This window comes from Azospirillum brasilense, assembly GCF_008365405.1.
Lineage (GTDB): Bacteria > Pseudomonadota > Alphaproteobacteria > Azospirillales > Azospirillaceae > Azospirillum > Azospirillum brasilense_D.
In genome coordinates, this window is record NZ_QOKV01000002.1 from 99,002 (window position 1) to 124,024 (window position 25,023).

A 25,023-nucleotide genomic window follows, 5' to 3' on the forward strand; every position below is an offset into this window, starting at 1 on the left:
CCGACGAGAATGACCCGGTTCCCTTCCTCCCTCCGGCCGCGGGGCCACAAGGCCCGCGCGTCCTTCGCCCTGGTTGCCGCAGCCCTGCTCGCCAGCGGATGTTCCGTCAGCCCGAAACCTCTGAGCGATGATGAGAACGTGTCCCGCCTGCGTGAGGACATGTCGGTCATCATGGCACCGCAGGAGCCGATCAACGGCCCGGTGTCGATGCATGAGGCGATGGCGCGGGCCATCAAGTACAACCTCGACGAACGCGTGAAGCTGATGGAGATGGCGGTCGCCAACCAGCAGCTCGACCTGTCGCGGTTCGACATGCTGCCGCGCCTCGTGGCGGGGGCCGGCTACACCGGGCGCAACAACGAATCCGGGTCGGAAAGCCTCAACCTTGCCACCGGCCGTCGCACGGGTGAAAGCACCACGGCCACGGACCGGCACCGCCGGACCGCCGACCTGGGCTTCACCTGGAACATTCTCGATTTCGGTGTCAGCTACCTGCGCGCCCGTCAGAATTCCAACCTCGTCCTGATCGCCGACGAGCGCCGCCGCCGCGTCGTTCAGGGCATCCTTCAGGACGTGCGCACCTCCTATTGGCGCGCGGTCGCGGCGGAGCGGCTGCTGAAGCGGATTGAGCCGCTGGAAAAGCGCATCGAGGCGGCACGCAAGAACGCCAACGCCCTGGAGGCCCAGCGCGTCCAGGCCCCGCTGCAGACCCTGTCCTACCAGCGCGCGCTGGTCGACACGCTGCGCCAGCTCCAGACGCTGCGGCGCGAACTGGTGGCCGCCAAGTCGCAGCTCGGCGCGCTGATGGGGCTTCCGCCGGGTGAGAATTTCACCATCCAGATGCCGCCGGACGTCACCGGCAAGGACGTGCCGGCAATCACGGCGTCGGTCGAATCCCTGGAAACCTACGCGCTCCTGAACCGTCCGGAGCTGCTGGAGGAGTCCTACAACGCCCGCATCACCGCCGACGAGACGCGCCGCGCCCTGCTGAAGCTGTTGCCGGGCATCGACCTGAACGCCGGCCTGCATTTCGACAGCAACAGCTTCCTGCTGAACCAGCGCTGGGCCGATTACGGGGCGCGGGTGTCGTGGAACATCCTGTCCCTGGCCTCGGCGCCGGACACGCACGCTTTCTCCAAGGCGCAGGAGGAGCTGGTCGCCTTCCGCCGCCAAGCCCTCAGCGTTGCGGTGCTGAGCCAGGTGCGCGTGGCGGTGGTGCAGTTCCGCGAGCTGTCGCAGGAGTTTTCGCTCAACGCCGATCAGGCGTCGATCGACCGCCGCATCCGGCAGCAGTATGTCAACAGCAGCACGGTCGGCCAGCAAGGCGACATGAGCGTGATTCAGGCCGAGGTGTCGGAACTCGTCTCCGACCTGCGGCGCGATCTCGTCTACGCCGACCTGCAGAACGCCTACGCCCGCGTCATGGTGTCGGCGGGCGTCGATCCGATGCCGGAGGCCGTCCCGTCCCAGGATCTCGCGACCCTGCGTCAGGCCGTGTCCGACGGGCTGGGCGCTTGGCAGCAGAAGGCCGGCGGCACAGCGCGCCTCCAGGATCTTCTGGTTCCCGCCGCCACGACGTCGGAGAAGGCTCCAGGGGAGAAGGCCCCGGTTGAAAAGGCTGCCGAGCCGAAGGATGAACCGAAGGGCGTCCCGGTCGCCGCGCGCGGCGAGGAACCGGCGGAGCGCAAGGCCGCCGTGCCGGAGCGCGTGACGGTGGCCGAACTGCCGCAGCAACCGGCCTCCTCCATGACCGCTCCGATGACGGTGTCCTACAGCCCGCCCACCCGGGCGGAGCCGGTCAAGGTCTACTCGGTGCCGCTGAGCGCGCTGACCCCGATGGGGCGTGCCTCGGCGCGTTGATGCCGACGGGGCGGCGCAGCGGCGTCGCCCCCTTTCGGCTGTGCCGGTGCGCCGGTGCTGAAACAAATAAGCGTACAGGACCGCTCATAGATCCTGGATCGTTGCGCTTCCGGAGCAAAGGGTGCAGAAAATCTCTGCCATGATGTGCCGCTTTCGCCCCTCACGCTTCCTTGCCGCGCTGTCTATCGCGCTGCTTCCTCTGCCGCTTGCCGCCGCCGACCCGGCGCCGGCCCCCGAAGGCGGGGTGCGCGCGCTGATCGAAGCGCGGCAGCACGCCGTCCTGTCCAGCGAGATCGCCGGGCGCATCGGGCGGATCACCGTGGAGGCGGGCCAGTCCTTCAAAGCGGGACAGACGCTCGTCGCGTTCGATTGCAGCCATTATCAGGCGGCGGTCGATGCGGCCCGCGCCAACCTGCGCGCCGCCGACGTCACGGTGCGGCAGAGCCGCCGGCTGGAACAGTTGAAGTCCATCGGCGGGGCCGAGGTCGAGATGGCCGAGGTCAAGGCCGAGGCCGCCCGCGCCGATCTGCGCAAGGCGGAGATCGAGGTCCGCCGCTGCGACGTGAAGGCGCCCTTCGACGGCAAGGTGGTGGAGCAGCGGATCCGCGAGCATGAGTCGGTGCCCGCCGGCACGGCTCTGCTGGAAGTCCTCTCCGACCGCGATCTGCGGGTGGAACTGATCGTCCCGTCCTCCTGGCTGGTTTGGCTGAAACCCGGCCAGCGGTTTGAGCTGCGCATCGACGAGACGGGCGAGGTTCTGGACGGGGAGGTGGCCCTGGTCGGCGCCCGCGTCGACCCGGTCAGCCAGTCGTTGAAGGTGACGGGCAAGCTGCTGGCCGACAAGCAGGGCAACGCCCCGAACCTTGTCGCCGGCATGAGCGGAACCGCCCGCTTCGCCCCGCCGGAGGAGGCCAAAGGTGCCCGATGACGTCACATCCGTCCGGATGGAAGCGGCCAACCCGCTGAACAGCCTTCTGCTCCTCCTGAACCTGCAGCAGGAGGCCCGGCAGGCTCAGAACCCGGAAGCGCTGCGCTTCCTCATGGTGAACCAGACGCGGCGGATGATCGCCTACCAGCAGGCGGTCTTGCTGACCGTCGCGCCGTCGGGCAAGGCACGGCTGGAAGCCGTGTCCAACGTCGCTGTCCCCGAACGCGACGCTCCCTTCACCCGCTGGCTGGAGGCCGCGGCTTCGGCCATCGCCGCGGGGGCGGAGGCGCGCAACCTGCACGGCGTCGCCCCCACGGAGGTGCCGCCGCCGCTGGCCCGCGACTGGGGGCAGTGGGGACCGGCGCAGGCGCTGTGGGTGCCCTTGCCGGAGCCGGACGGCACCGTCACGGCGGTGTTGTGGCTCGCCCGTGACGACGCGTGGACGGATGGGGAGAAGGTGCTGCTCGCGCAACTCTCCGGCGGCTATGGGCACGCCTGGTGGGCGCTGACCCGGGCCGGACGCCGGTCGGGTGCGCGGGCGCGCAAGGGGGTGTGGGCGCTGGCGGTGGTGGCGGCTCTGGCGGCGGTCCTGGCCATCCCGGTGCCGCAATCGACGCTGGCCCCGGCGGAGGTGGCGCCGCGCGACCCGCTGATCGTCAGCGCGCCGCTGGAAGGCGTGATCGAACGCTTCCATGTTCAGCCGAACGAGCCGGTGACCACCGGCCAGCCGCTGTTCACCTTCGAAGCAACGGTTCTGAAAAGCCGCCTGGAGGTCGCGCGCAAGGCGCTTGCCTCTGCGGAGGCGGAGCTGCTGACCGCCTCCCAAGGGGCTTTCACCGATCCGCTGAGCAAGGCGCGCATCGCCCAGTTGAAGACCCAGGTGGAACTGCGCCGGGCGGAGATGGACTTCGCCCGCGACCTGATGGACCGCGTCACCGTGAAGGCGGAGCGGACGGGCATCGCCGTCTTCACCGACGCCAACGACTGGCTGGGCAAGCCGGTGGCGGTCGGCGAGCGCATCCTGACCCTGGCCGATCCGCAGGTTGCGGAGGTGGATGTGCATGTGCCGGTCAACGACGCGATCGTGCTCCAGGAGGGAGCCGAGGTCAGCCTCTATCTGAACGTCGACCCGCTGCGTCCGTTGCGCGCCAGGGTGTCCCACGCCAGCTATGAACCGGGGCTGACCCCGGGAGGCGTCCTGGCCTACCGCGTCCGTGCCGATCTGGCGCCGGACCAGCCGACGCCGCGCATCGGGCTGCGCGGCACCGCCAAGATCCAGGGCGAGCGGGTGCCGCTTGCCTTCTACCTGTTCCGCCGCCCGCTGGCGGCGCTGCGCCAGACCGTGGGGCTCTGAGCCATGGGCGCCGCCGCCATCGGCATGACGACGGGGCCGGCGGCGGTCACGCCGGTGGATCCGCTGGACAGCGTGCGGTTGCCGCCGCTGCGCGAGGAACTGCAACTGCTGCCGGCGCCGCCGGCGGTGGACGGGTCGCCCTGCTGGACGATCCACGATCCGGTGCGCAACCGCTATTTCCGCATCGGCCACGGCGCCTTCGAAGTCATCGCCCGCTGGCATCACGGATCGCCCCGCGCCATCGCCGCCGCGGTGGCCGCCGAAACGGTCCTGGAGCCGGAGGCGGAGGATGTCGTCGGCCTCTACAAGTTCCTGGCCGGCAGCAACCTGACCCAGGGCGCCGACGTCGATTTCCTGGCGAAGCAGACGGCGGCGCGACGCACGTCCTGGTGGATGTGGCTGCTGCACAACTACCTGTTCTTCCGCATCCCGCTGGTCCGGCCCGACGCCTTCCTGAACGCCACGGTGCGTTACGTGGCGCCCTTCTACAGCCGGGGCTGGTTGTGGACGGTGATCGGCGCGGGGGTTTTGGGTCTCATTCTGGTGATGCGCCAATGGGACAGCTTCGCCCACACCTTCCTGCACTTCTTCACGCTGGAGGGGATGGCGCTCTACGGCCTGACCCTGCTGGTGACGAAGACCCTGCACGAGCTGGGGCACGCCTACACCGCGAAACGCTTCGGCTGCCGCGTGCCGACCATGGGGGCGGCCTTCCTGGTGATGTGGCCGGTGCTCTACACCGACACCAGCGACGCGTGGCGGCTCGTCTCCCGCCGGGCCCGGCTGCACATCGCGGCGGCCGGCATGCTGACCGAACTGGCGCTGGCCGCCTTCGCCACGCTGGCCTGGAGCTTCCTGCCCGACGGGCCGTTGCGTAGCGCCGCCTTCTTCGTGGCGACGGTGAGCTGGGTGACGACCCTGACCATCAACCTCAGCCCCTTCATGCGCTTCGACGGCTATTACCTGCTGGCCGACGCGCTGGACGTGCCGAACCTGCAGGACCGCGCCTTCGCGCTCGCCCGCTGGCGGCTGCGGGAATGGCTGTTCGGGCTGGGCGACGAGGTGCCGGAGCGATTCGATCCGTGGCTGCACCGGGTGATGCTGGCCTACGCCTTCGCCACCTGGGTCTACCGGCTGGTGCTGTTCATCGGCATCGCGGTGCTGGTCTATCACGTTTTCATCAAGGTGCTGGGCATCGTGCTGTTCGCGGTGGAAGTCGGCTGGTTCATCCTTCGCCCCCTGGTCAACGAGGTGAAGGAATGGTGGGAACGGCGGGGCAGCCTGCGGCCCAACCGGAACCTCCTGATGACCCTGGGCGGCTTGGCCGCGCTGGTCTGGCTGGCCTTCGTGCCGGTCACCGGCACCATCGCCGTGCCGTCGGTGTGGCGGGCGGAGGGCTTCTCGACCCTGTTCGCCCCGGCTCCGTCGCGCATCGTCGAGGTGCTGGTCCAGCCCGGCCGGCGCGTGGCGGCGGGCGACCTGCTGTTCCGCCTGGAAGCGCCGGAACTGACGAGCAAGCTGGAGCAGTCGGAATTGCGCATCGCGCTGGCGCAGGATCGCATCGACCGCATGCTGGCCGCCCGCGACGGGTTGGATCGGGTGCGCGTGATGGAGGAGGACCTGGCCGCCGGGCTGGCCGACCGGCAGGGCCTGCTCGACGGTCTGGCACGGCTGGAAATCCGTGCGCCCATCGCCGGAACGGTGGTGGATGTGGCCGACGCGCTGCGCCCCGGGCGCTGGGTCGGACCGTCGCTGGCGCTCGGCCAGATCGTCGCCGATGGTGGCGGCGAACTGGTCGGCTATGTGGCCGAGAACGACCTCACACGCATCATGGTGGGGGCGGGCGCGGTGTTCCACGCCGACGACCCGCTGCGCCCCCGCATGGAAGCGCAGGTGACGGCGGTGAACCGGGTGAGCGTGAAGGGGCTGGACATTCCCGCCCTGGCCTCGATCCATGGTGGCCCGATCGCGGTGGAGAGCCAGACCGGACCGTCGATGGGGCGGACGAACGCCGAGGCCGCGCGTTCCAACCTGAAGCCGGTGGAGGCCGTCTATCGGGTGACCCTGGCGCCGCTGGACCGGACCCAGGCGGGGCCCGCCCACCAGATGCGCGGCGTGGCCCGCGTGGACGGCGAGGCGCGCAGTCTGGCCGACCGCTTCTGGCGCACCGCGCTGGCCGTGCTGATCCGCGAAACCGGGTTCTGACGGGAAAGAATGCCCATCAGGGCGCGATCGCCCATCGCCCGTTGGCCATCTTGCAGAAGGTCAGCCTGTAGGGTTGGACGGTCCGCCGGATGAAATTGGCCTGAACGTCCCCGCAGGGGGCACCGTCGCGCTCGTGGACCTTCTCCACGACCACATCGCCGCGCACCCCGGTCTTCGGGTTGTTCCATTCGGTGCGCCGTCCCGCCTCCATGGGGGTCAGGGCGTCGGCGAGCGCCTTGCGGAACAGGTCCCAATCCTCGTCCGTCAGATCCACCCCGCCGCGCCCACCGAGAAACAGGCCGAACTGGGCCTGCGCGGGGGTCGCGATGGCCAGCGTCGCGATCAACGCGGCAGCGTGAAGCCCAAGGGGCGCGATGGATAACAGGCGCATGCGGCGGTTCCTTATGACCGTTGACTGAATCCGGGCATTTTAGGAACGATTGAGGAAGTCCGCTCGTGAAGGCAGGTCACGAACCGTCGCCTTACCGTAACATACGTCCTCTGCAACATACGCTGTACGCAAGAGAGAAGGGCCCCACGCGCACCGGGCGCCGCTCGGCCCGGTAGGCAACCGTAACGTACTGGCCTCATGGCGGGGGGGAGGGCGAGCGTCTCAAGCCATGGGCGCGGCCTTTCAGCCCGATGGGCCGCCGCTCCGTGCACTCCGCCTGGATGGCCCAATGGAAGACGATTCGGAAAGGTGTCGCTCCCGTCTCCGTAGGACGGCCCTTCCGCTGCTCGCCACTTTGCTTCTCGCGGCCCTGCTGTTCGCCGGTCTGCCGTCTGGAAGCGCATTGGGGCAGACACCGGATGTCCACCCCCCCACGGCAGGCGGAACGGCGACCGCGCTGGAAGTGTATGCGGCACGGCTTGAGGCGGTCGCCGCCACTTATCCGCAGCTTCCCTCCATCCTGTCGGACGCCTTCGCGCGTCCCAACGGGCGGGAGGCGGCGGTGCACCCGTTGCGCCTGCTCCGCGGCCTGCTGATCCTCTTCACGGCGGGAACGGTGGCGTTGCTGCTGACCAGGCGGGTCCTGGCGGAGCCGCTTCGGAAGCTGGAGTCGGAAGGCGGGGCGCCGCTGCTGACGGGCGCGCTGCGCTTCGTGCTCGGGCTGGTTCCGGTGGGTGCCTTCGCGGTCGGGGTCCTTGTGGTCTATGCGATCGTACGCCCGCCGCATCCCGCGGCTCCGGCGGTTCTGCTGGCGGTGCTCCAGGCGGCTATGACCGTGCTTCTATGCGATCGGCTGATCCGCTTCCTCTGCGCGCCGGGGCGCACGGCGCTGCGCCTGATCCCGCTGGAGGACGCGGACGCGCGCGCCCTGCACCGCACGGGCGTGATCACCGTGACGCTGGCCGCGACGGTGCTCGGGCTGGTCGATCTTCTGCTGGCGCTGGGGGTTGCCGGAAACGCCATCGTCGCCATCGGCCTGCCGCTGAGCACCGTGCCCTTCCTTTATCTGCTCTTCCGCGTGTGGCGCGGGCGCACGGCGGTGGCGCGGGCCGTCGCCCATCCGCTGGGCATCGAGGCGAAGGACCACCCCACATTGGGGCTGTGGGCTGTGGCGGCCTCGGTCTACCTGGTCGCCTTGTGGCTGGTCGTCGCGGCGGCCGCGGTGCGGCTGGAACCGGCGACCGGGCCGCGGATGCTCGCCAGCCTTCTGGTTGCGCTGGCGGTGCCGGCCATCGCCCTGATGGCCCAGCGCCCGCTCGCGCGCTTCTACCGGGGAGAGGAGACGGCGGCGGGGAAGGCTGCGGTGGCGCGGGTGATGCGGGCGCTGTGGTCGGCCCTGTTCGTCGTCGGGGTCTTCGCCACCGCGGCCATCTGGGGGTTCCGGGTGGAGCAGGCCTCCGGAACGATCGGCATCGTCCTGCGGCTGCTGTTCAATGTAACGGTCGTGCTTCTGCTGGGTTACGTCGCTTGGACGATGGTGGTGCGGGCCATCGACCGTGCTTTGGAGGGCGCGCGGCACGATGGCGTTTCCTCACGCGGGCAGAGGCTGGCGACCTTGCTGCCGCTGCTGCGGAAGTTCCTTCAGGTCGTGCTGGTCATCATCCTGGTCATGATCGTCCTGTCCTCGCTGGGCATCGAGATCGGGCCATTGCTGGCCGGGGCGGGGGTGGTCGGCATCGCCATCGGTCTCGGCGCGCAGTCGACCATTGCCGACATCCTGGCCGGCGTCTTCTTCCTGCTCGAGGACGCCTTCCACATGGGCGACTATGTGGAGGTTGGGCAACTGCGCGGCACGGTGGAGGGCATCTCCCTGCGCTCGCTGAAGCTGCGCCACCACCGCGGCGCGGTGCACACGCTGCCCTTCGGCCAGATCAAGGCGCTGACCAACTACAGCCGCGACTGGGCACTGATGCGTCTGGAGTTCCGCGTTCCGCCGGAGACCGACATGGGGCTGGTCAAGAAGCTGGTGAAGGAGGTCGGCAAGGATCTGTCCGCCGACCCGGAAATGGGGCCGAGCTTCATCGAACCGCTGAAGTCCCAGGGCGTGCGGCGGGTGGAGGACGACGCGGCGATCATCGGCGTCAAATTCATCACCAAGCCCAACGAGCAGTTCGTCATCCGGCGCGAGGCCTATCACCGCCTGATCCGGGCCTTCCAGGCTCACGGCATCCATCTGGTCGGGCGCGGCGTGGTGGTGCGGGTGGACGATCCGGACGCCGCCAACCGGGTTATCGGATTCGCCGCCGCCCAGGCCATGAACAGTTCCCGCAAGGAGAGCGGAGCGGCGGAGTGAGGTCCGTCACGCCGCCGGTTTCACGGACAGCCACGCCGCGATGACGAAGGCGGGCAGGCGGACGAGCGCCGCGTCGTCCCGCCCGGACTCCTCCTGCCATGCCCGGTGCCGGTCCAGCGCGGTCCGCAGGGCGGCCGCTCGCCCCGCCGCGGGGACGGCGGACAGGGCGGTGTCCAGGCTGGTCAGATAGGGCGGAAACTCCGCGTTGGGACCGGCGAGGCCGCGTTCCGTCCCCTCAGGGTCGAACCACGCGTCCGCGGCGGCGGTGTCGGCGCTGGGCGGAACGACCATGCCGCCGACATAGCCGGTGGGCTGGACCACCTTCCACCCCTTGCGGCTCGGCCCCGTGGTCCAGCCGAGCGCGCGGGCGACCTCCATCGTCGCGGCACGGGTCGGCGCCTGACGGGTGATGCGGTCCATGAGGTCGGTGAGATCGGCAACGGGCATCGGTGCGCTCCTTCGATGAACCATCCGGCGATGAACCATCCGGATGGTCGTCAACGTACAACATCGGTGGCGGGCAGGGCGATGACAGCCTATCTGGGAAACGGCCCATCAGGCGAGAGGGAGCGGTGCGGAAAAGAATGGCGGCCACCATCCTGGTGATTTTGATGACGCTGGTCGTGCTGCTGGCCGGTCCGGCCTTCGTGATCGCGTCGGGAACGGCGACGCTGGGCGTGGACTGGAGCCGGGCGGACCGCAGGTCCGTCGGCCTCGCTCCCGATCCCGCCACGACGCCGGAGGCCGTGGTGCAGGTCTACGCCGCCCGCGCCCTGTCCTGGCGCGGCGCCTTCGGCACGCACCCGTGGTTCGCGGTGAAGCCGGCGGGGGCGTCGGCCTACACCGTCTATGAAGTGGTCGGCTGGCGGGTCTACCGCGGCCTGCCGGCGGTGGCGGTCAGCAACCGCGACCCGGACGGGCGCTGGTTCGGCTCCGCCCCCGCGGTGCTGGCCGAACTGCGCGGCCCCGCCGCCGAGGCCGCCATCCCCAAGATCGCCGAGGCCGCCCGGAGCTACCCCTACGCCGGGGAATACCGCATCTGGCCCGGCCCCAACAGCAACACCTTCGCCGCCTGGGTGGGGCGGGCGGTGCCGGACCTGCGGCTCGACCTGCCCTCCACGGCGCTGGGCAAGGACTATCTGGGCACCGGCCTGATCGCGCGTGCGCCCAGCGGCACCGGTTGGCAGGTCAGCCTGTTCGGCCTCGCCGGTCTGCTCCTGGCCAAGGAGGAAGGGTTCGAGGTGAACCTGCTGGGCATGACCTTCGGGGTCGATCCCTTCGATCTCGCGGTCAAAATTCCGGGCGTCGGGCGGGTGGCGCTGAACGCCCCCGCCCCGACCGCTCCGGCTGCCGACAGTCCGCCGCCGGGCTGAGCCTCAGGTCTCCTCATCGGCGGCCGACATGCCGGTGCCGGCCGGGCCGAGCGGCGGGTTGCCGCGCTTCAGGCCGAGCCGGGTCATGCAGTCCCACGCCTCCTCCGCCGTGTCGGCGATGTCGAACAGGTCGAGGTCGCCGGCGCTGACCATGCCGTGGTCGGCCAGCGCCCGGAAGTTCACCACCTCGTTCCAATAGTCGCGCCCGACGAAGACGATGGGCAGGCGGGAGGCCTTGTTGGTGTTGCGCAGGTTCAGGATCTCGAACGCCTCGTCGAAGGTGCCGAAACCGCCGGGGAAGATGGCCAGCCCGTTGGCGCGCATCGCCAGATGCATTTTCCGGATGGCGAAATAATGGAAGCGGAAGGTCAGCTCCGGCGTGCTGTAGGGGTTGGGGTGCGGCTCCTGCGGCAGGCTGATGTTGAAGCCGATGCTCGGCGCCCCGGCCTCCTGCGCGCCGCGGTTGGCGGCCTCCATCAGGCCGGGGCCGCCGCCGGTGGCGATCACGTTGTCGCGCTGCCCGTCCTCGGTGGGTGCCAGGGCGCCGCCGCGCTCCGACACGATGCGCCCGAAGGTCCGCGCCTCCTCGTACCAAGCCGCCTGCTTGGCCCGCCGCTCGGCCAGTTGCCGCTCCTCCGGCGTGCGGGCGTCGCGGAGAAGTTGCTCCGCCCGTTCGGGCGAGGGCACCCGCGCGCTGCCATAGACCACGATGGTGGACCGGATGCCCCAGGCCTTAAGCTCCGATTCCGGCTTGGCGTATTCGAGCATGAAGCGCACCCCGCGCATCGGCTCGCTCAACAGGAAATCGCGGTCCTCGAAGGCGATGCGGTAGGCGGCGGATTCGTGGTTCGGCCTGTTGTCCTTCATGCTGTGCTCCGAGTGGGGACGGGGAACGGCTTCTGGTCATGTGGGGTCGCGAGCGGCTCTTTGCCCGGACTCAAAGGGTTTGCATTCAAAGCAATTGTGCCGCAGACCGGAAGGCGGGCGGAAGGGAAACCGGTTCCGCGTCTTTCCATGAGCATTGGCCCTGCCCACATCATGATGAAGGCGCGTCTGCGCCCGACCATCAGCGTCTTATCCGCATCTGTTCGTAAGGGGTGACGTTGACCAGCATCGAGCAGCCATGGCCATCGGATGAGCGCGCCCGGCTCGACCGGCTGAAGAGCTACGGCGTGCTGGACACGCCGCCGGAACCGGCTTTCGACCGGCTGGCCCGGTTGGGCGCCCGCCATTTCCGCATGCCCATCGTCATGGTCAATCTGGTGGACGAGACGCGGCAATGGTCCAAGGCCGGCTATGGCCTGGAAACGATGGTCGTCGAGCGGCGGCTGTCCTTCTGCGCCCACACCATTCTCGACGACGCGGTGCTGGTCGTGCACGACACGCGGGAGGACGACCGCTTTGCCGACAACGAATTGGTGACCGGGCCGCCGCATTTGCGCTTCTACGCCGGCGCGCCGCTGATCGCGCCGGATGGGCTGCGGATCGGAACCTTCTCCCTGCTCGACCACCGGCCCCATCCGGAGTTCAGCGCGGAGGATGAGCGGGATCTGGAGGAGTTCGCCCGTCTCGCCATGCACGAGATGGAAACCCAGGCCGCCCACCGTGCCGCCCAGGCGGCGGAGACGCTGCTGCGGGACAAGAACGCCCTGCTGGAAAGCCTTCTGGAGAGCGTCACCGACCCGATCTTCGCCAAGGACCGGGAGCGCCGCTTCACCTTGGTCAACTCCGCGACCGCGCGCCTGTTCGGACGGACGCAGGAGGCGGTGGTGGGCCTGACCGACGAGGATCTGTTCCCGCCGGAGGAAGCCAGGCGACTTGACGACCTGTGCGGGCGGGTGGTCGTCACCGGGCGGGAGGAGACGGTCGAGGAGGAACTGCCTTTCCCCATCGAGGAGGGCAAGCGCGTCCTGATGATCAGCGTGATGCCCCTGCGCGACGCCTGGGGAACGGCCATCGGCGTCGTCGGGGTGGCCCGCGACGTCACCGCCCGCAAGCGCGCGGAGGAGGCGCTGCGGTCGAGCGAAGCGCGGTTCCGCACGCTGGTGGACAACACGCCGCTGCTCATGTGGATCAACCGCCCGGACGGCACCCCCGAATATTACAATGTCGAATTGCGCGCCTACACCGGCCAGGACGTGGAAACCATGGCCAACTGGAAGGCCATCCATCCGGACGACCGTTCCGCCTTCATCGAGCTGAGGACGCGCTCGATCGCCGCCGGAACGCCTTATCAGAGCAACATCCGGGTTCGGCGCGCCGACGGGGCGTGGCGCTGGCACCAGTGCCGCGTGGTGCCGGTGAGGGAATGGGGAGCCATCGTCTCCTGGATCGGCACCGCCGTGGACATCCACGACATCCGGCGCGCCCAGCAGGCGGCGGAGGAGGCCGACCGCTCGAAAGGCCGCTTCCTGGCGGCGGCCAGCCACGACCTGCGCCAACCCATGCAGTCGATCCTGCTGTTCGCCGGGGCGTTGGCGCCGCATGTCGCCGGCGAGGCCGGGCAGCGGGCGCTGGACCGGCTTCAGCAGGGGCTGGACACGCTGAAGGATCTCCTGGACAGCCTGCTCGACGTGTCGCGTCTCGACGCCGGGGTGGTGGCGCCACAGATCGAGGAATTCCCCGTCGCCGACCTGCTCGGCCCGCTGTCCGCCGCCTACACTCCGCTGGCCGAGGCCAAGGGGCTGGACTGGCGGGTCGTCCCCTTCACCGGCACGGTGCGCAGCGACCGGGTTCTGTTGGGACGGATGCTGCGCAATCTGGTCGACAACGCCATCCGCTACACCGACCGGGGCCGCGTCATGGTCGATTGCCGCCCCCAGGGAACGCGCCTGTGCGTGGAGGTGCACGACACCGGCCTGGGCATTCCGCCCGAACAGCGGGAGCGCATCTTCGAGGAGTTCCACCAGATCGGCAACCCGGAACGCGACCGTGACCAGGGCCTGGGCCTCGGGCTCGCGATCGTGCGCCGGCTGTCGCGGCTGCTCGACCATCCGGTGGATCTGGTGTCGCGGCCGGGGCGCGGTTCGATCTTCTCGGTCAGCGTCCCCTTGATCCGTCAGGACGCCCCGCGCCCTCCGGTGACCGCCATGCGAACGGGCCGGGCCGATGCCATGACCGCGACCGGGGACGGGCGGCTGGCGGTGGTCGTGGAGGACGACGCCATCGTTCTGTTGGGGCTGGCGGCGATGCTGGGCGAGTGGGGATTCGAGGTGCTGTCCGCCGGGAGCACCGGTGAAGCGCTGGAGCGTCTGCGCACCGGCGGGCGGCGGCCCGACGTCGTGCTGGCCGACTACCGGCTGCGCCAGGGGCGGGTCGGCACCGAGGCCATCCTGCGCATCCGCGACCTGTTCGGCGCCGACGTGCCGGGTCTCATCGTCACCGGGGAGATCGGACCGGAGCCGCAGCGCGATGCCGCCCGGCACGGTCTCGGCCTGATGCACAAGCCGGTGACCCCGCGCCTTCTCGAAGCCGCACTGGCCAGCCATCTTGGAGCCATCGGGCCGGCTTGAGCGTTGCTACCACCAGCGGTGCCGCCGGTGCCGCGCCGTGCGAGGGTTATGGAGGAGACAACAGAGTGCCATCCCTGTCGAAAGGCCTTGCCATGGTCGCCGTCGCGGCGGCGCTGGCCGGGTGCCAATTCCCTGGGTTTTCGCCGCCGCAGCAGACGGCCACCCTGCCGCCGCCGACCGTGCCGAAGCCGCCGCCCGAGGAGCGCGGGGTCTGGATCGTCGGCAGCCCGTCCATGCGGGGGGCGGTCAGCAGCGCGGCCAGCCGCTTCAACAGCACACCCGACACCCAGCCGCGCCTCGTCGCCGAGGGCACCAACAGCGGATTCCGCAGCTTCTGCGCCGGGGTCGGGCTGGAGCATCCCGACATGGTGGTCTCCGACCGCCGCATCGGGGCCGAGGAGCAGAAGCGCTGCCGGGGCAAGGGCATCACCATGATGGAGTACGAGCTTGGTCCCAAGCAATTCGTCTACGTCAAGGACGCCCACATGATGACCATCCCCGGCGTGCGCGACTTCACGGACAGCTGGGGCGTGAAGGGCAAGCCGGTGCGCGGGGCCTGATCAGCGAGCAACGCCAGCGTCGGCGGCGGCCTGCTTGCGGAAGAAATCCACCCCCATCTGGATGCTGCGCCCGATGTTGGCCGCGCGGTCCTCGAAAAAGGCGGCGGCCTCGGGCGTGCAGACCTCGGCCGTCGTCTCGCGGAACAGCTCCAGCCAGCGCTCGAAATGCGCCGGCCCGATGTCGAAGCGGACGTGGGCGGGCAGGGGGCGCCCGTCGTAGCGGTGGGTCAGCAGGGCGACCGAGGACCAGAAGTCGATCATCTTCAGAAGATGGGGCTCCCAGTCGGTGATCGCCGCGCCGAAGACCGGGCCGAGCAGGGCGTCGTCGCGGATCTTGCCGTAGAAGGTGCGGACGAGGGCTTCGATCATCGCCTCGTCGATGCCGGTCTTGGCGACGCGTTCGGCGATGGTGGCGGACTGGGGGGTGGGAACGGCGGTCTGGTCCAAGGCGGTGGGGTCCTAAAAACATGAGGCGAACAAGACCCCGCACTATACCCGTCCCGGCGGCACTCCGCCACCCGTGCAGGGCTTTAAATTCCCTCTCCCCTCCGGGGAGAGGGTTATGAACGTCATACGCGCTCTCCAGGCACTTACCGGACGATAACCACCACCAGCCGCTTCGGCCCGTGGACGCCGTAGGCCAGCGTCTGCTCGATATCCGCCGTCTTCGACGGGCCGGAGATCAGCAGGGCGTTGGTCGGCATGCCGTCGGCCCAGCGGTTCTCGGTCATCGCCTGCCAGAAGGTGTCGTACAGCGCGTCGGCGCGCAGCAGCGCCAGATGCATGTGCGGCACCAGCGACATCAACCGCGGCTCCTCCGGCGTCGGCCAGACGATCAGGCTGCCGGTGTCGGCGATGGCGCCCAACGTCGTGGTGATGCCGGCGTCGATGCCATCGAACAGCCGCTCCTTGAAGGTCTCGACCCGGTCTGCGTAGGGGATCAGCTCGGGTCCATCCGCCGTCCATTCGGCGGACAGGCGCGCTCCGGCCTTGGTCGCCGGGCCGAACAGCAGGTTGCGGGTGCCCTGCGCCTTCAGGAAAGCCTGGACGTCGGCGGGCCAGTTGGCCTCCGTCGTCTCCAGGAACTCCGTGTGCACGGCCTCCATCATGCGCTTGATGCGCTCCAGCCGCTCCGCCCCCTCCCAGCGCTTGTTGCGCAGGACGGCGAAATCGGACTCCGGCGGGGTCAGCGGATGGGCGTCGCGCCCGGCGCGCAGCTTGCCCAGGATCGCGTTTCTGGACTCAGACATCGGGGATCCCCTTCTCGCGAGCGAGGGCGTGGAGCGTGCGGTTGGCGAAGCGCGGCTTGGACCGCACGTTCGTCCACTCCTTGAGCAACGGCAGGCTGGCCGGCGCGGCGTTGCCCAGCTTGGCGAGCAGCGCCGTCGCGAACTGGTAGGCGAGCGGCGAGGCGTAGGTCATCGACCAGCCCTTCCACACCATCGCCTCCGCCTTGCTGGCGTGCGACCCGGCCCCCTTCACGCTGTCGCCGGGATGCACGGCCTCCGACCGCAGGCGGCCCATGATCTCCACGATGGGGATCTTGACCGGGCAAATCTCGACGCAGGCGTTGCACATGGTGCAGGCATGCGGCAACTCGCCCCGTTTCTCCAGCCCTTCCACCTGCGGCATCAGGATCGAGCCGATCGGGCCGGGGTAGGGCGCCTGATAGGCGTGGCCGCCGACCTTGGTGTAGACCGGGCAATGGTTCATGCAGGCGCCGCAGCGGATGCAGCGCAGCGTGTTGCGCAGTTCCTCGTCGGCGTAGATGCCCGACCGCCCGTTGTCGAGGATCACCAGATGGATCTCGTTCGGGCCGTCCTTCTCGCCCTCCTTGCGGGGGCTGGAGATCATGTTGACGTAGGTGGTGATCGGCTGGGCGGTGGCCGAGCGGGTCAGCAGGCTGATGACCGGCGGCACGTCCTCCAGCTTCTCAACGACCTTTTCCAGGCCCATGACGGCGATGTGGACGGGCGGCACGGTGGTGCTCATGCGCCCGTTGCCCTCGTTCTCCACCAGGCAGAGCGTGCCGGTCTCCGCCACCGCCATGTTGACGCCGGAGATGCCGACGTCGGCGGTCGCGAACTTCTTGCGCAGGACGCGGCGGGCGAGGTCGGTGAGCTGGGCCACGTCCTCGGTGTATTCCGCTTCCTTGATCTTCTGCTTGAACAGATGGGCGATCTGCTTGGTGTTCATGTGGATCGCCGGCATGATGATGTGCGAGGGCATCGCTTCATCAAGCTGGACGATGTATTCGCCGAGGTCGCTTTCCAGGCTTTCGATGCCGTGCTTTTCCAGGAAGGCGTTGAGGTGCATCTCCTCCGACACCATCGACTTGCCCTTGACCACCAGCTTGGCGTTCACGCGCTGCATGATGGACAGGACGATGGCGTTGGCCTCGTCGGTGGTGGAGGCCCAATGGACCTGGATGCCGTTCTTCGTGCAGTTGGCTTCCAGCTTCTCCAGCAGTTCCGGCAGCTTGGACAGGGCGCGCAGGCGGACCGAGGCGCCGAGCGTCCGCACCCCGCTCCACTCGGCGGTGTCGGCGAACTGGACGGCGCGCTTGGACATCAAACCGTCCATGGCGCGGCGGAAGTTGCCGCGGAGCTGCTGGTCCTGGAGCGCGGCGCTGGAGGCCTTGGCGAAATTGATGCTGGTCTCACCCATGGGTGCGCTCCTTCAGGAACTGGGCGATATGGACGCCGCGGACCGGCTTCTTGCCGCCTTCCAAAGCTCCGGAGATGTTCATCAGGCAGCCGCAGTCGCCTGACACCACCGCCTTGGCCCCAGTGTTCTCGATGTCCGCCACCTTGTCGCCGACCATCGCCGCGGAGATTTCCGGATGGCGCACGGCGAAGGTGCCGCCGAAGCCGCAGCATTCCTTCTCCCGCTGCAACTCCACCAGTTCGACGTTGGCGAGCTGGCGCAGCAGGGCCTTCGGCTCGTCGGTCACACCCATTTCGCGCTGGGCGTGGCAGGAGGCGTGCCACGTGATCTTCACCGGCGGCCCCTGGTCCTCGAACCTGACCTTCAGGACCTGGACGAGGAACTGGGTCAGCTCCCACACGCGGGACGCCACCTGACGGGCGCGGGCCTCGTCCGGCTCGCCCTTGAACAGGTCGGGCCAGTGCTTGCTCATCATGCCGGCGCAGGAGCCCGACGGCACGACGATGGGCCAGTCGCCGGGAAAATAGTCGAGCTGCGCGCGGGCGACCTTCAGCGCCTCCTCACGGTAGCCGGAGTTGTAGGCGGGTTGGCCGCAGCAGCTCTGCCCCTGCGGGAAGACGACGCGGACGCCCTGCCGCTTCAGCAGCTCCATGCCGGCCATGCCGGCTTCGGGGTAGAAGAGGTCGACCAGACAGGTGCCGAAAAAATAAACGCTTTCGGGCCGCTCGATGTCGGGCCGGCTTATGGTGCCGTCGTGGCTCATGGTTTTTCCTCCCTCCCGCCTTAGAACGCGGGTTCCGACGCGCGCGTGGAAGCCGTGGCGGGAGCCTTCGGCGTCGAGCAGGCATCGACCAGATAGACGATGGAACGGTACGGCAAGCCGGAGTGGTCGGACAGGCCGATCTCGCAGGTCCGGCTGTTCGAATAGCCGGCCTTGGCCCCGGCGGGGATGTCCTTGGACAGGTGGCGCAGGGCGTGGGCGTTCAGCTCCGGCGTGGTGAAACCCTTGTCGCCGGCGAAGCCGCAGCAGCCGACATCCTCCGGCACCACCACCTGGGTGGCGCAGGCGGCGGCCACCGCCTTCATCTTGGCATCCAACCCCATCCGGCGGGTGGAGCAGGTCAGGTGCAGCACCACCGGCTCCGTCTGCTTGGTGAAGGTCAGCCGATGCAACAGGTGGTCGTGGATGAACTCCACCAGATCCAGGACCTGGAGCCCGGCGTCCTTCAGATGCTTCTTCAATCGGAAGGAACAAGGGCTGGTGTCGAGAACCACCGGGGCTGTGCCGTTGGTGCTGGCCGCCCAGATGGCGCGGACCATCTCCTCCGCCTTGGCGTCGGCCTGAGCCGCCAGCCCCTTGCTCTCCAAAGGCATGCCGCAGCACAGCGAGGACAGCTGCTCCGGATAGGCGACGCGGTAGCCGGCCTTCTGGAACAGCGCTTCCACCTTCACCGGCAGCGGGGTCTTCTCCGGGTCGCTGGCGGCCGGCCCCATGCTGCGGCTGGTGCAGCTCGGCACATAGACGACGGTCGGTGCGTCGGCGGACGCCTTGGCCTGGGGCAGCGGCGTGAAGTTGGTCGGGGTGGGCAGGGCGCGCGGCAGATGCGGCAGGCGCTGGCCGGTGACGGTGCGCAGCTTCTCGAACAGCCCGTTCGCCGTGTCGTCGCCCAGCGTCCGCTTCGCCAGATCGGCCAGCCTCAGGCCGGTGCGGGCGACCGACAAGGCCCCGGCGGTGTGTTCGGCGACGTAGCGGCCCACGCCCTGGGCGACCGCCCCGCGGCGGTCGCCGCGGATCGCCTTGATGAGCAGCCCCGTCTCGATCCCCACCGGGCAGGCGGTGGAACAGAGGCCGCAGGCCGCGCAGGTGTCGATGCCCTGGTAATCGTAGGCCTCGTGCAGCGCGCCGAGCCGAGCCGCGTCGGCGCCGGTGGCCTCAAGGCGCGAGATTTCGCGCCAGCCGACGATGCGCTGCCGGGGGGACAGCGTCATCTTGTGCGATGGGCAGGTCGGCTCGCAGAAGCCGCACTCGATGCAGGTGTCCACCAGCGGGTGGGCGGGCGGCATCGCCTTCAGGTTCTTGAGATGGGCCTCCGGGTCGTCGTTCAGGATGACGCCGGGGTTCAGCAGGCCCTGCGGGTCGAGCAGCGCCTTGATCTCCTTCATCAGGCCGTAGGCCTGCGGACCCCACTCCATCTCCACGAAGGGGGCCATGTTGCGGCCCGTGCCGTGCTCCGCCTTCAGCGAGCCGTCGTACTTGCGCACCACCTGATCGCACACCGCGTCCATGAAGCGGCGGTAGCGGTCCACCTCCTCGTCGGTGTCGAAGGCCTGGGTGAAGACGAAGTGCAGGTTGCCTTCCAGCGCATGGCCGAAGATGATCGCCTCGGTGTAGCCGAATTTCAGGAACATGGACTGAAGCTCGACCGTCGCCTCGGCCAGCCGGTCGAGCGGGTAGGCCACGTCCTCGATGATGACCGTGGTGCCGACCTTGCGCATGGCGCCGACCGCCGGGAACAGGCCCTTGCGGATCTTCCAGTAGCTTTCGCCCAGCTTGGCGTCGGTGGTGAAGGTCGGCTCGAACAGGGTCTGGGTCTGGGCGATCACCGCGCTGACCGCGGCGATGTTGGCGTCCAGCGCCGCCGCGTCCTCGCCGCGGATCTCCACCAGCAGGGCGGAGGCGTCCGGCCCCAGCCCGCCGATGAAGTCCGGCATGCCCGGCTTGCCCTCGACCGAGCGCAGCGAGGCGCGGTCCATCAGTTCCACCGCCGAGACCGGCGTCGGCTTCATCAGCGCGACGGCGCGGCAGGCCTCCCCGATGTCCGGGTACATCAGCAGGGCGTTCGCCTTGTGGGCGTGTTCCGGCACCGTGTTGTAGGTGATCTCGGACAGGAAGCCGAGCGTGCCCTCCGACCCGATCATCAGGTGCTGGAGGATCTCGACGGGGTCCTCGAAATCCACCAGGGCGTTCAGGCTGTAGCCGGTGGTGTTCTTGATGCGGAACTTGTTGCGGATGCGCTCCGCCAGTTTCTCGTCGGCGCGGGTGCGGGCGGCCAGACCGGACAGGCCGGACAGCAGGGCGCCGTGGCTGACGGCGAAGGCGTCGCGGCTGGCGGCGTCGCCGGTGTCCAGCAGCGTGCCGTCGGCCAGCACCAGCCGCATGGAGGCCAGTGTGCGGTAGCTGTTCTGCGCGGTGCCGCAGCACATGCCGCTGGCGTTGTTCGCCGCGATGCCGCCGATCTTGGCGGTGGCGATGGAGGCCGGGTCCGGGCCGATCTTGCGCCCGAAGGGGGCCAGCTTGCGGTTCGCCTCCGCCCCGATGACGCCGGGCTGGAGGGTCACCGTCGCGGCACCCGGCGGGATGGTGCAGCCGCGCCAGCTGTCGCCCAGCAGGACCAGGACGGAATCGGTGACCGCCTGGCCGGACAGGCTGGTGCCGGCGGCGCGGAAGGTCACCGGGGTCTTCAGCTCCCGGCAGAGGTTGAGCAGCCGCACCACCTCGCCCTCGGCCTCGACGATGGCGACGATCTGCGGGATCAGGCGGTAGAAGCTGCCGTCGGTCCCGTAGGCCAGCGTGCGCAGCGGGTCGGTGACGAGGCGTTCGTCCGGCATGAACTCCCGGAGGGCCGCGTGCAGGCGGTCATAGGGCGCGGGCAGCATCGGTTCTCGGGGCCTCCGGATCTGGGACCGCGCGACGACTCCTCCGTGATCGCCGGTCCGGGTTGCGGGTGCTGGGGCGACGTTTGTTTCCGCCCGTCGGACGGACGGCTTGTTGTGTGCCACAGTCAGTAGGTCGGATAATAGATTTGCTGGGGATAATCGATTTGCTGGGTTGCCGCAATGGTAAAATGAATTGACCAAACGCAGCGCTGCGCTGCTGCAATGCGTAAGAAATAAGGCGCACAAAGAAAGCGGCGCCTCCCGACCGGATGGAAGGCCGAGCGGCGCCGTAGGGAAAAAAGCTCGGCAGTGGATGACGCCCCTTCTCCCCAGGGAGAGGAGAAGGGGTTCGGACGTCGACGCTTACGGGATCATCCAGGGCAGGATGTAGGCCTGGATCATGGTGATGACGCCGATGATCGCGACGAAGAACAGGCTGTGCTTCACGGTGAAGCGGAACAGTTCGGACTCGCGGCCGACCAGACCCACAGCTGCGCAGGCCACGGCGATCGACTGCGGGGAGATCATCTTGCCGGTGACGCCGCCGGTCGTGTTGGCCGCGACCATCAGCACGTCGGACACGCCCACCTGCTGCGCCGTAGTGGCCTGCAGGCCGCAGAACAGCGCGTTGCTCGACGTGTCGGACCCGGTCAGGAACACGCCCAGCCAGCCCAGGATCGGCGAGAAGAACGGGAACAGGAAGCCCGTGCCGGCCAGCAGCAGCGCCAGGGTCGAGGATAGGCCCGAGTAATTGGCGATGAAGGCGAAGGCCAGGACCATGCCGATCGAGTAGATCGGGCGCTTCAGCTCGCTGACCGTCTCGACGAAGGTCTTCACGCCATCGGCCGGGCGCATCTTCAGCATGACCATCGTGATGATCGCGGAGATCAGGATGGCCGTGCCGGTGGCCGCCAGCAGATCGAGCTTGTAGACGGCGTCGATGGGCTTCGGCGAGGCGACGATCGGGGCGGCCTTCAGCACCAGCTTGTCCAGCCCGGCGATCGGGAAGTACAGCACCGTGTCGGCGAGCGCGCCGCCCTTGGCGAACAGGGCCTTGAAGGGCTTCAGGCTCCAGATCGTGACGATCACGGTCAGGATCAGGAAGGGCGACCAAGCCTTGGCGATCTCACCGGCGCTGTAGCCGCGCTGGGCGTTGAACTCGCTCGACGCCATGGCGCCGACCGACTGCGGCACCGGACCCGACGCCAGCGGGGAGTTGGCGAAGCGGAAGATCGCCTTCGGCTTCCAGAACTTGAGGAAGACGGTGATGCTGACGAGGCTGACCAGGGCGGAGGTGATGTCCGGCAGCTCCGGCCCGATGAAGTTGGCGGTGAAGTACTGGGTGACGGCGAAGGTGCCGCCGGCGACCAGGATGGCGGGCCAGGTCTCGCGCACGCCCTTCCAGCCGTCCATGATCATGATGATCCAGAAGGGCACGAAGACGGACAGCAGCGGAAGCTGGCGGCCGGCCATGGCGCCGATCTTGAACGGGTCGAGCGAGGTGACCTGACCGGCGACGATGATCGGAATGCCCATGGCGCCGAAGGCCACCGGGGCGGTGTTGGCGATCAGGCAGAGACCGGCGGCGTAGAGCGGGTTGAACCCCAGCCCGACCAGCAGCGCCGCGGTGATGGCGACCGGCGCACCGAAGCCCGCCGCCCCTTCCAGGAAGGCGCCGAAGGAGAAGCCGACCATCAGCATCTGAAGCCGCTGGTCCTCGGTGATCGACACCACCGACGAGCGGATGATCTCGAACTGGCCGGTCTTGACCGTGATCTTGTAGAGGAACACGGCGGCCACGATGATCCAGGCGATCGGCCACAGGCCGTAGAGGAAGCCGTATCCGGCGGACGCCAGCGCCATGCCGACCGGCATCTTGTAGAACAGGATGGCGACGGCCAGCGAAATGGCGACGGTGATGGTGCCCGCGATGTGGCCCTTCATGCGCAGAACGGTCAGCGCGATGAAGAAGAAAATGATCGGCAACGCGGCCACAAGTGCCGAAAGCCAAAGGTTACCCGCGGGATCGTAGACTTGTGTCCAGGGCTGCATGTTTCCTACCTATGCCGCAGATTCTCGGTTCTGCGCTTTGGCCTGCGACCGTGAATGGAACCCGGACCCGCGCGTCTTATCCGGACGCGCGCCGCCTGTCATTCCACGGCCGTTTGACCATGGAGATCAGTTTTTTCTTGGGTTGGGCTCCGGTCAAAAATTATGACCAAAGGCTCAGAACGGATACATTGGGTCGCAATGGTTGGCAATAGGGAAAATTCAATTTACCGTCAGCGTCGCGTGAGACTTTTTCTTGTCCATGGTATTACCACTGGACCCATTCGATGGTGGAGCGGCCGGGAAACGGTGTCATGGATGCGGCAGGGCTGGACGAGCGACCACCGTGACGATATCTAACCTTCTGGATAAGGCGGGATTTCTGCGGATGCAGGGCACGGGGCAGGGCAAGGGGCAAGGCAAGGGAATGATAAAGCCGGCCAAATTGGCGGACGCCATCGCCGACCATCTGGAGGCGTTGATCCGGGAGGGCGTCCTGCGCCCGGGAGAGAAGCTGCTGCCGGAACGGGATCTGGCGCTCAAGCTGGACGTCTCGCGCCCGTCCCTGCGCGATGCCCTGGAGAAGCTGGAGGAGCGCGGGCTGCTCGTCTCCGGGCGCAACGGCACGCACATCGCGCAGTTCTTGGCGCCCATCGCCGCCCCGCTGGCGGCGCTGCTGCAATCCGATCCGGACGCGCCCTTCCATTATCTCGAGTTCCGCAGCTCCATCGAGGCGGCCGCCGCCAAGCTGGCCGCGCAGCGGGCGACCGATCTCGACCGCGAGGCGATCCGCGCTCTGGCCCAGCGCATGCGCGACGCCCATGGGAAGGACGACCCGTCGGAAGAGGCCGATGTGGATGCCCAGCTTCACCTCGCCTTCTACGAGGCGGCGCACAACACGGTGATGCTGCACATCATGGGCGCGCTGTCGGAGATGCTGCGCAACGACGTGTTCTACAACCGCGACCGGCTCTACACCCGGCCCGGCGTGCGCAACCTGCTGCTGGATCAGCATCTGGCCATCGCCGACGCGGTGCTGGCCGGCGACGCCGAGGCCGCCCATGCGGCCGCTGAGGCGCATGTGATGTTTACGCTGCACACCCTGCGCGAAATCCGCGAAGATGACACGCGGCTGGAGGCTTCGCTGCGCCGCATCGGGCGCACCGACCTGATCGAAACCGCCGAACGGGCCTGAGCTCCGTTCGGTCGTCATTCGGGAACCCAAGGGCCTTTCGCGGTTTTACAAGGCTGTAGGCCAAGGGAGGTCCAGCCGTGCCCGCCGCAACGCCACTTGCCGAAACGCTGCCGTCCATCATTCCCTATTGCGGCGCCCCGCCGGTGCCGGACGGGTTCTGGAGCGCCTGGAACGGCGACCCGGTCCTGCTGTCCGTCTTCGCCCTGGCCGCCGTGGGATATGCGGCGCTGGTTAAGCGGCATGGGGCGGCCATGGCGCCACATCAGCCCTGGTGCTTCGCCGCCGGGTGGCTGGTGCTGTTCGCCGCCTTCGTGTCGCCGCTGTGCAACCTGACCTCCGCCCTGTTCTCGGCGCGGGTGGTCCAGCATCTTTTGACCATCCAGGTGGCGGCGCCTCTGCTGGTCCTGTCCTGGCCGATGGGGGAGGTGCGCTTGCCCCGCTGGACGCGGGCCCTGGCGTCACCCCTGGCGGTACCGGAGATTGCCTGGGGTCTGTTCGGACTGTTCCTCTGGGTGTGGCACCTGCCGGGACCCTACATGGCGGCGCTGCGCTTCGACGCGGTGCTTTGGATCATGCACGCCAGCCTGCTCGTCGGCGCGGTCGCGGCGTGGCGAACGGTGCTGGCCCCGGACGGCCCGGCGATGCGGGGGAGGGGCCTGCTGTCGGCTTTCGGCACCTCGGTCCACCTCGCCATCCTGGCGGCCCTGCTGATCTTCGCCCCGCAGCCGCTGTTCGTCTATCATTTGGAGACGACGGCGCCCTGGGGCCTGTCCGCCCTGGCCGACCAGCAGCTCGGCGGACTCATCATGGGGGTGGTCGGGGCGGCGGTCTATGTGGCGCTCAACCTCTATGCCCTGGCGCGCTGGCTGATGGTGCCGGAGCGGCAGCGCTCGTAAGGAAAAACCCCGGCCCTCGCGGA

19 protein-coding genes are annotated in these 25,023 nt (G+C 68.7%); 10 read left to right on the forward strand and 9 right to left on the reverse strand.

Annotation, left to right across the window (positions count from 1 at the left end):
- Window positions 1-138 precede the first annotated feature (138 nt).
- The 4 genes from DS837_RS04785 (at window position 139) to DS837_RS04800 (ending at window position 6,347) form a co-directional block, all read left to right on the forward strand.
- Window positions 139-1,860 (forward strand): TolC family protein, encoded by a 1,722-nt coding sequence (locus DS837_RS04785; RefSeq protein ID WP_247889769.1) that lies wholly within the window; start codon window positions 139-141, stop codon window positions 1,858-1,860.
- A 139-nt stretch (window positions 1,861-1,999) separates the two neighbouring features.
- Entirely contained in the window at window positions 2,000-2,788 is a 789-nt protein-coding gene (locus tag DS837_RS04790; RefSeq protein ID WP_247889770.1) for an efflux RND transporter periplasmic adaptor subunit, read from the forward strand.
- A complete protein-coding gene (locus DS837_RS04795) occupies window positions 2,778-4,142 on the forward strand; it encodes an efflux RND transporter periplasmic adaptor subunit (protein WP_247889771.1) in 1,365 nt (454 codons plus the stop codon). The genes DS837_RS04790 and DS837_RS04795 overlap by 11 nt, the downstream gene beginning before the upstream one ends.
- Window positions 4,143-4,145: 3 nt before the next feature.
- Window positions 4,146-6,347: a site-2 protease family protein gene (locus DS837_RS04800; protein WP_149163686.1), complete on the forward strand. Its 2,202-nt coding sequence runs from the start codon at window positions 4,146-4,148 to the stop codon at window positions 6,345-6,347.
- Between the two features lie 16 nt (window positions 6,348-6,363).
- On the opposite strand, the gene DS837_RS04805 is transcribed toward DS837_RS04800, so the two are convergent.
- Window positions 6,364-6,738: an RT0821/Lpp0805 family surface protein gene (locus DS837_RS04805; protein ID WP_149163687.1), complete on the reverse strand. Its 375-nt coding sequence runs from the start codon at window positions 6,736-6,738 to the stop codon at window positions 6,364-6,366.
- A 289-nt stretch (window positions 6,739-7,027) separates the two neighbouring features.
- Here DS837_RS04805 and DS837_RS04810 point away from each other — a divergent pair, with 289 nt between their 5' ends.
- On the forward strand, window positions 7,028-9,091 hold the full coding sequence (locus DS837_RS04810) for a mechanosensitive ion channel family protein (RefSeq protein WP_170295745.1): 2,064 nt from the start codon (window positions 7,028-7,030) through the stop codon (window positions 9,089-9,091).
- A 6-nt stretch (window positions 9,092-9,097) separates the two neighbouring features.
- Here DS837_RS04810 and DS837_RS04815 read toward each other — a convergent pair whose 3' ends face one another.
- The gene (locus DS837_RS04815) at window positions 9,098-9,538 is read right to left on the reverse strand and encodes a hypothetical protein (protein WP_149163689.1); all 441 of its coding nucleotides are present in this window, start codon (window positions 9,536-9,538) and stop codon (window positions 9,098-9,100) included.
- A 137-nt stretch (window positions 9,539-9,675) separates the two neighbouring features.
- On the opposite strand from DS837_RS04815, the gene DS837_RS04820 reads away from it, so the two are divergent.
- Window positions 9,676-10,464: a DUF3750 domain-containing protein gene (locus DS837_RS04820; protein WP_149163690.1), complete on the forward strand. Its 789-nt coding sequence runs from the start codon at window positions 9,676-9,678 to the stop codon at window positions 10,462-10,464.
- Window positions 10,465-10,467: 3 nt separating this feature from the next.
- Here the strand turns inward: DS837_RS04820 and DS837_RS04825 are convergent, their stop codons facing one another.
- Window positions 10,468-11,331, reverse strand: a complete 864-nt coding sequence (locus tag DS837_RS04825) for an LOG family protein (RefSeq protein WP_149163691.1) — start codon at window positions 11,329-11,331, stop codon at window positions 10,468-10,470.
- A 230-nt stretch (window positions 11,332-11,561) separates the two neighbouring features.
- On the opposite strand from DS837_RS04825, the gene DS837_RS04830 reads away from it, so the two are divergent.
- A complete protein-coding gene (locus DS837_RS04830; RefSeq protein WP_149163692.1) occupies window positions 11,562-13,976 on the forward strand; it encodes a hybrid sensor histidine kinase/response regulator in 2,415 nt (804 codons plus the stop codon).
- Window positions 13,977-14,041: 65 nt separating this feature from the next.
- Window positions 14,042-14,536, forward strand: coding sequence for a substrate-binding domain-containing protein (locus DS837_RS04835; protein ID WP_247889772.1), 495 nt, complete (start codon window positions 14,042-14,044; stop codon window positions 14,534-14,536).
- On the opposite strand, the gene DS837_RS04840 is transcribed toward DS837_RS04835, so the two are convergent.
- The 6 genes from DS837_RS04840 to lldP all read right to left on the reverse strand — a co-directional run bounded on the left by DS837_RS04840 (window position 14,537) and on the right by lldP (window position 22,912).
- Window positions 14,537-14,983 (reverse strand): group III truncated hemoglobin, encoded by a 447-nt coding sequence (locus DS837_RS04840; RefSeq protein ID WP_149163694.1) that lies wholly within the window; start codon window positions 14,981-14,983, stop codon window positions 14,537-14,539. It lies immediately after the preceding gene.
- Between the two features lie 143 nt (window positions 14,984-15,126).
- A complete protein-coding gene (locus DS837_RS04845; protein WP_149163695.1) occupies window positions 15,127-15,786 on the reverse strand; it encodes a LutC/YkgG family protein in 660 nt (219 codons plus the stop codon).
- Window positions 15,779-17,203, reverse strand: a complete 1,425-nt coding sequence (locus DS837_RS04850) for a LutB/LldF family L-lactate oxidation iron-sulfur protein (RefSeq protein ID WP_149163696.1) — start codon at window positions 17,201-17,203, stop codon at window positions 15,779-15,781. Before DS837_RS04850 ends, DS837_RS04845 begins: the two co-directional genes overlap by 8 nt.
- Window positions 17,196-17,966 (reverse strand): (Fe-S)-binding protein, encoded by a 771-nt coding sequence (locus tag DS837_RS04855; RefSeq protein WP_149163697.1) that lies wholly within the window; start codon window positions 17,964-17,966, stop codon window positions 17,196-17,198. The genes DS837_RS04850 and DS837_RS04855 overlap by 8 nt, the downstream gene beginning before the upstream one ends.
- A 20-nt stretch (window positions 17,967-17,986) precedes the next feature.
- Window positions 17,987-20,860, reverse strand: a complete 2,874-nt coding sequence (locus tag DS837_RS04860) for an FAD-binding and (Fe-S)-binding domain-containing protein (RefSeq protein ID WP_149163698.1) — start codon at window positions 20,858-20,860, stop codon at window positions 17,987-17,989.
- Window positions 20,861-21,223: 363 nt separating this feature from the next.
- Entirely contained in the window at window positions 21,224-22,912 is a 1,689-nt protein-coding gene (gene lldP, locus DS837_RS04865) for an L-lactate permease (RefSeq protein ID WP_149163699.1), read from the reverse strand.
- 424 nt (window positions 22,913-23,336) lie between these two features.
- Here lldP and DS837_RS04870 point away from each other — a divergent pair, with 424 nt between their 5' ends.
- Both DS837_RS04870 and DS837_RS04875 read left to right on the forward strand, forming a co-directional pair.
- Window positions 23,337-24,104: an FCD domain-containing protein gene (locus DS837_RS04870; RefSeq protein ID WP_247889773.1), complete on the forward strand. Its 768-nt coding sequence runs from the start codon at window positions 23,337-23,339 to the stop codon at window positions 24,102-24,104.
- Between the two features lie 77 nt (window positions 24,105-24,181).
- Window positions 24,182-25,000: a cytochrome c oxidase assembly protein gene (locus tag DS837_RS04875; protein ID WP_149163701.1), complete on the forward strand. Its 819-nt coding sequence runs from the start codon at window positions 24,182-24,184 to the stop codon at window positions 24,998-25,000.
- The last annotated feature ends 23 nt before the right edge of the window (window positions 25,001-25,023 follow it).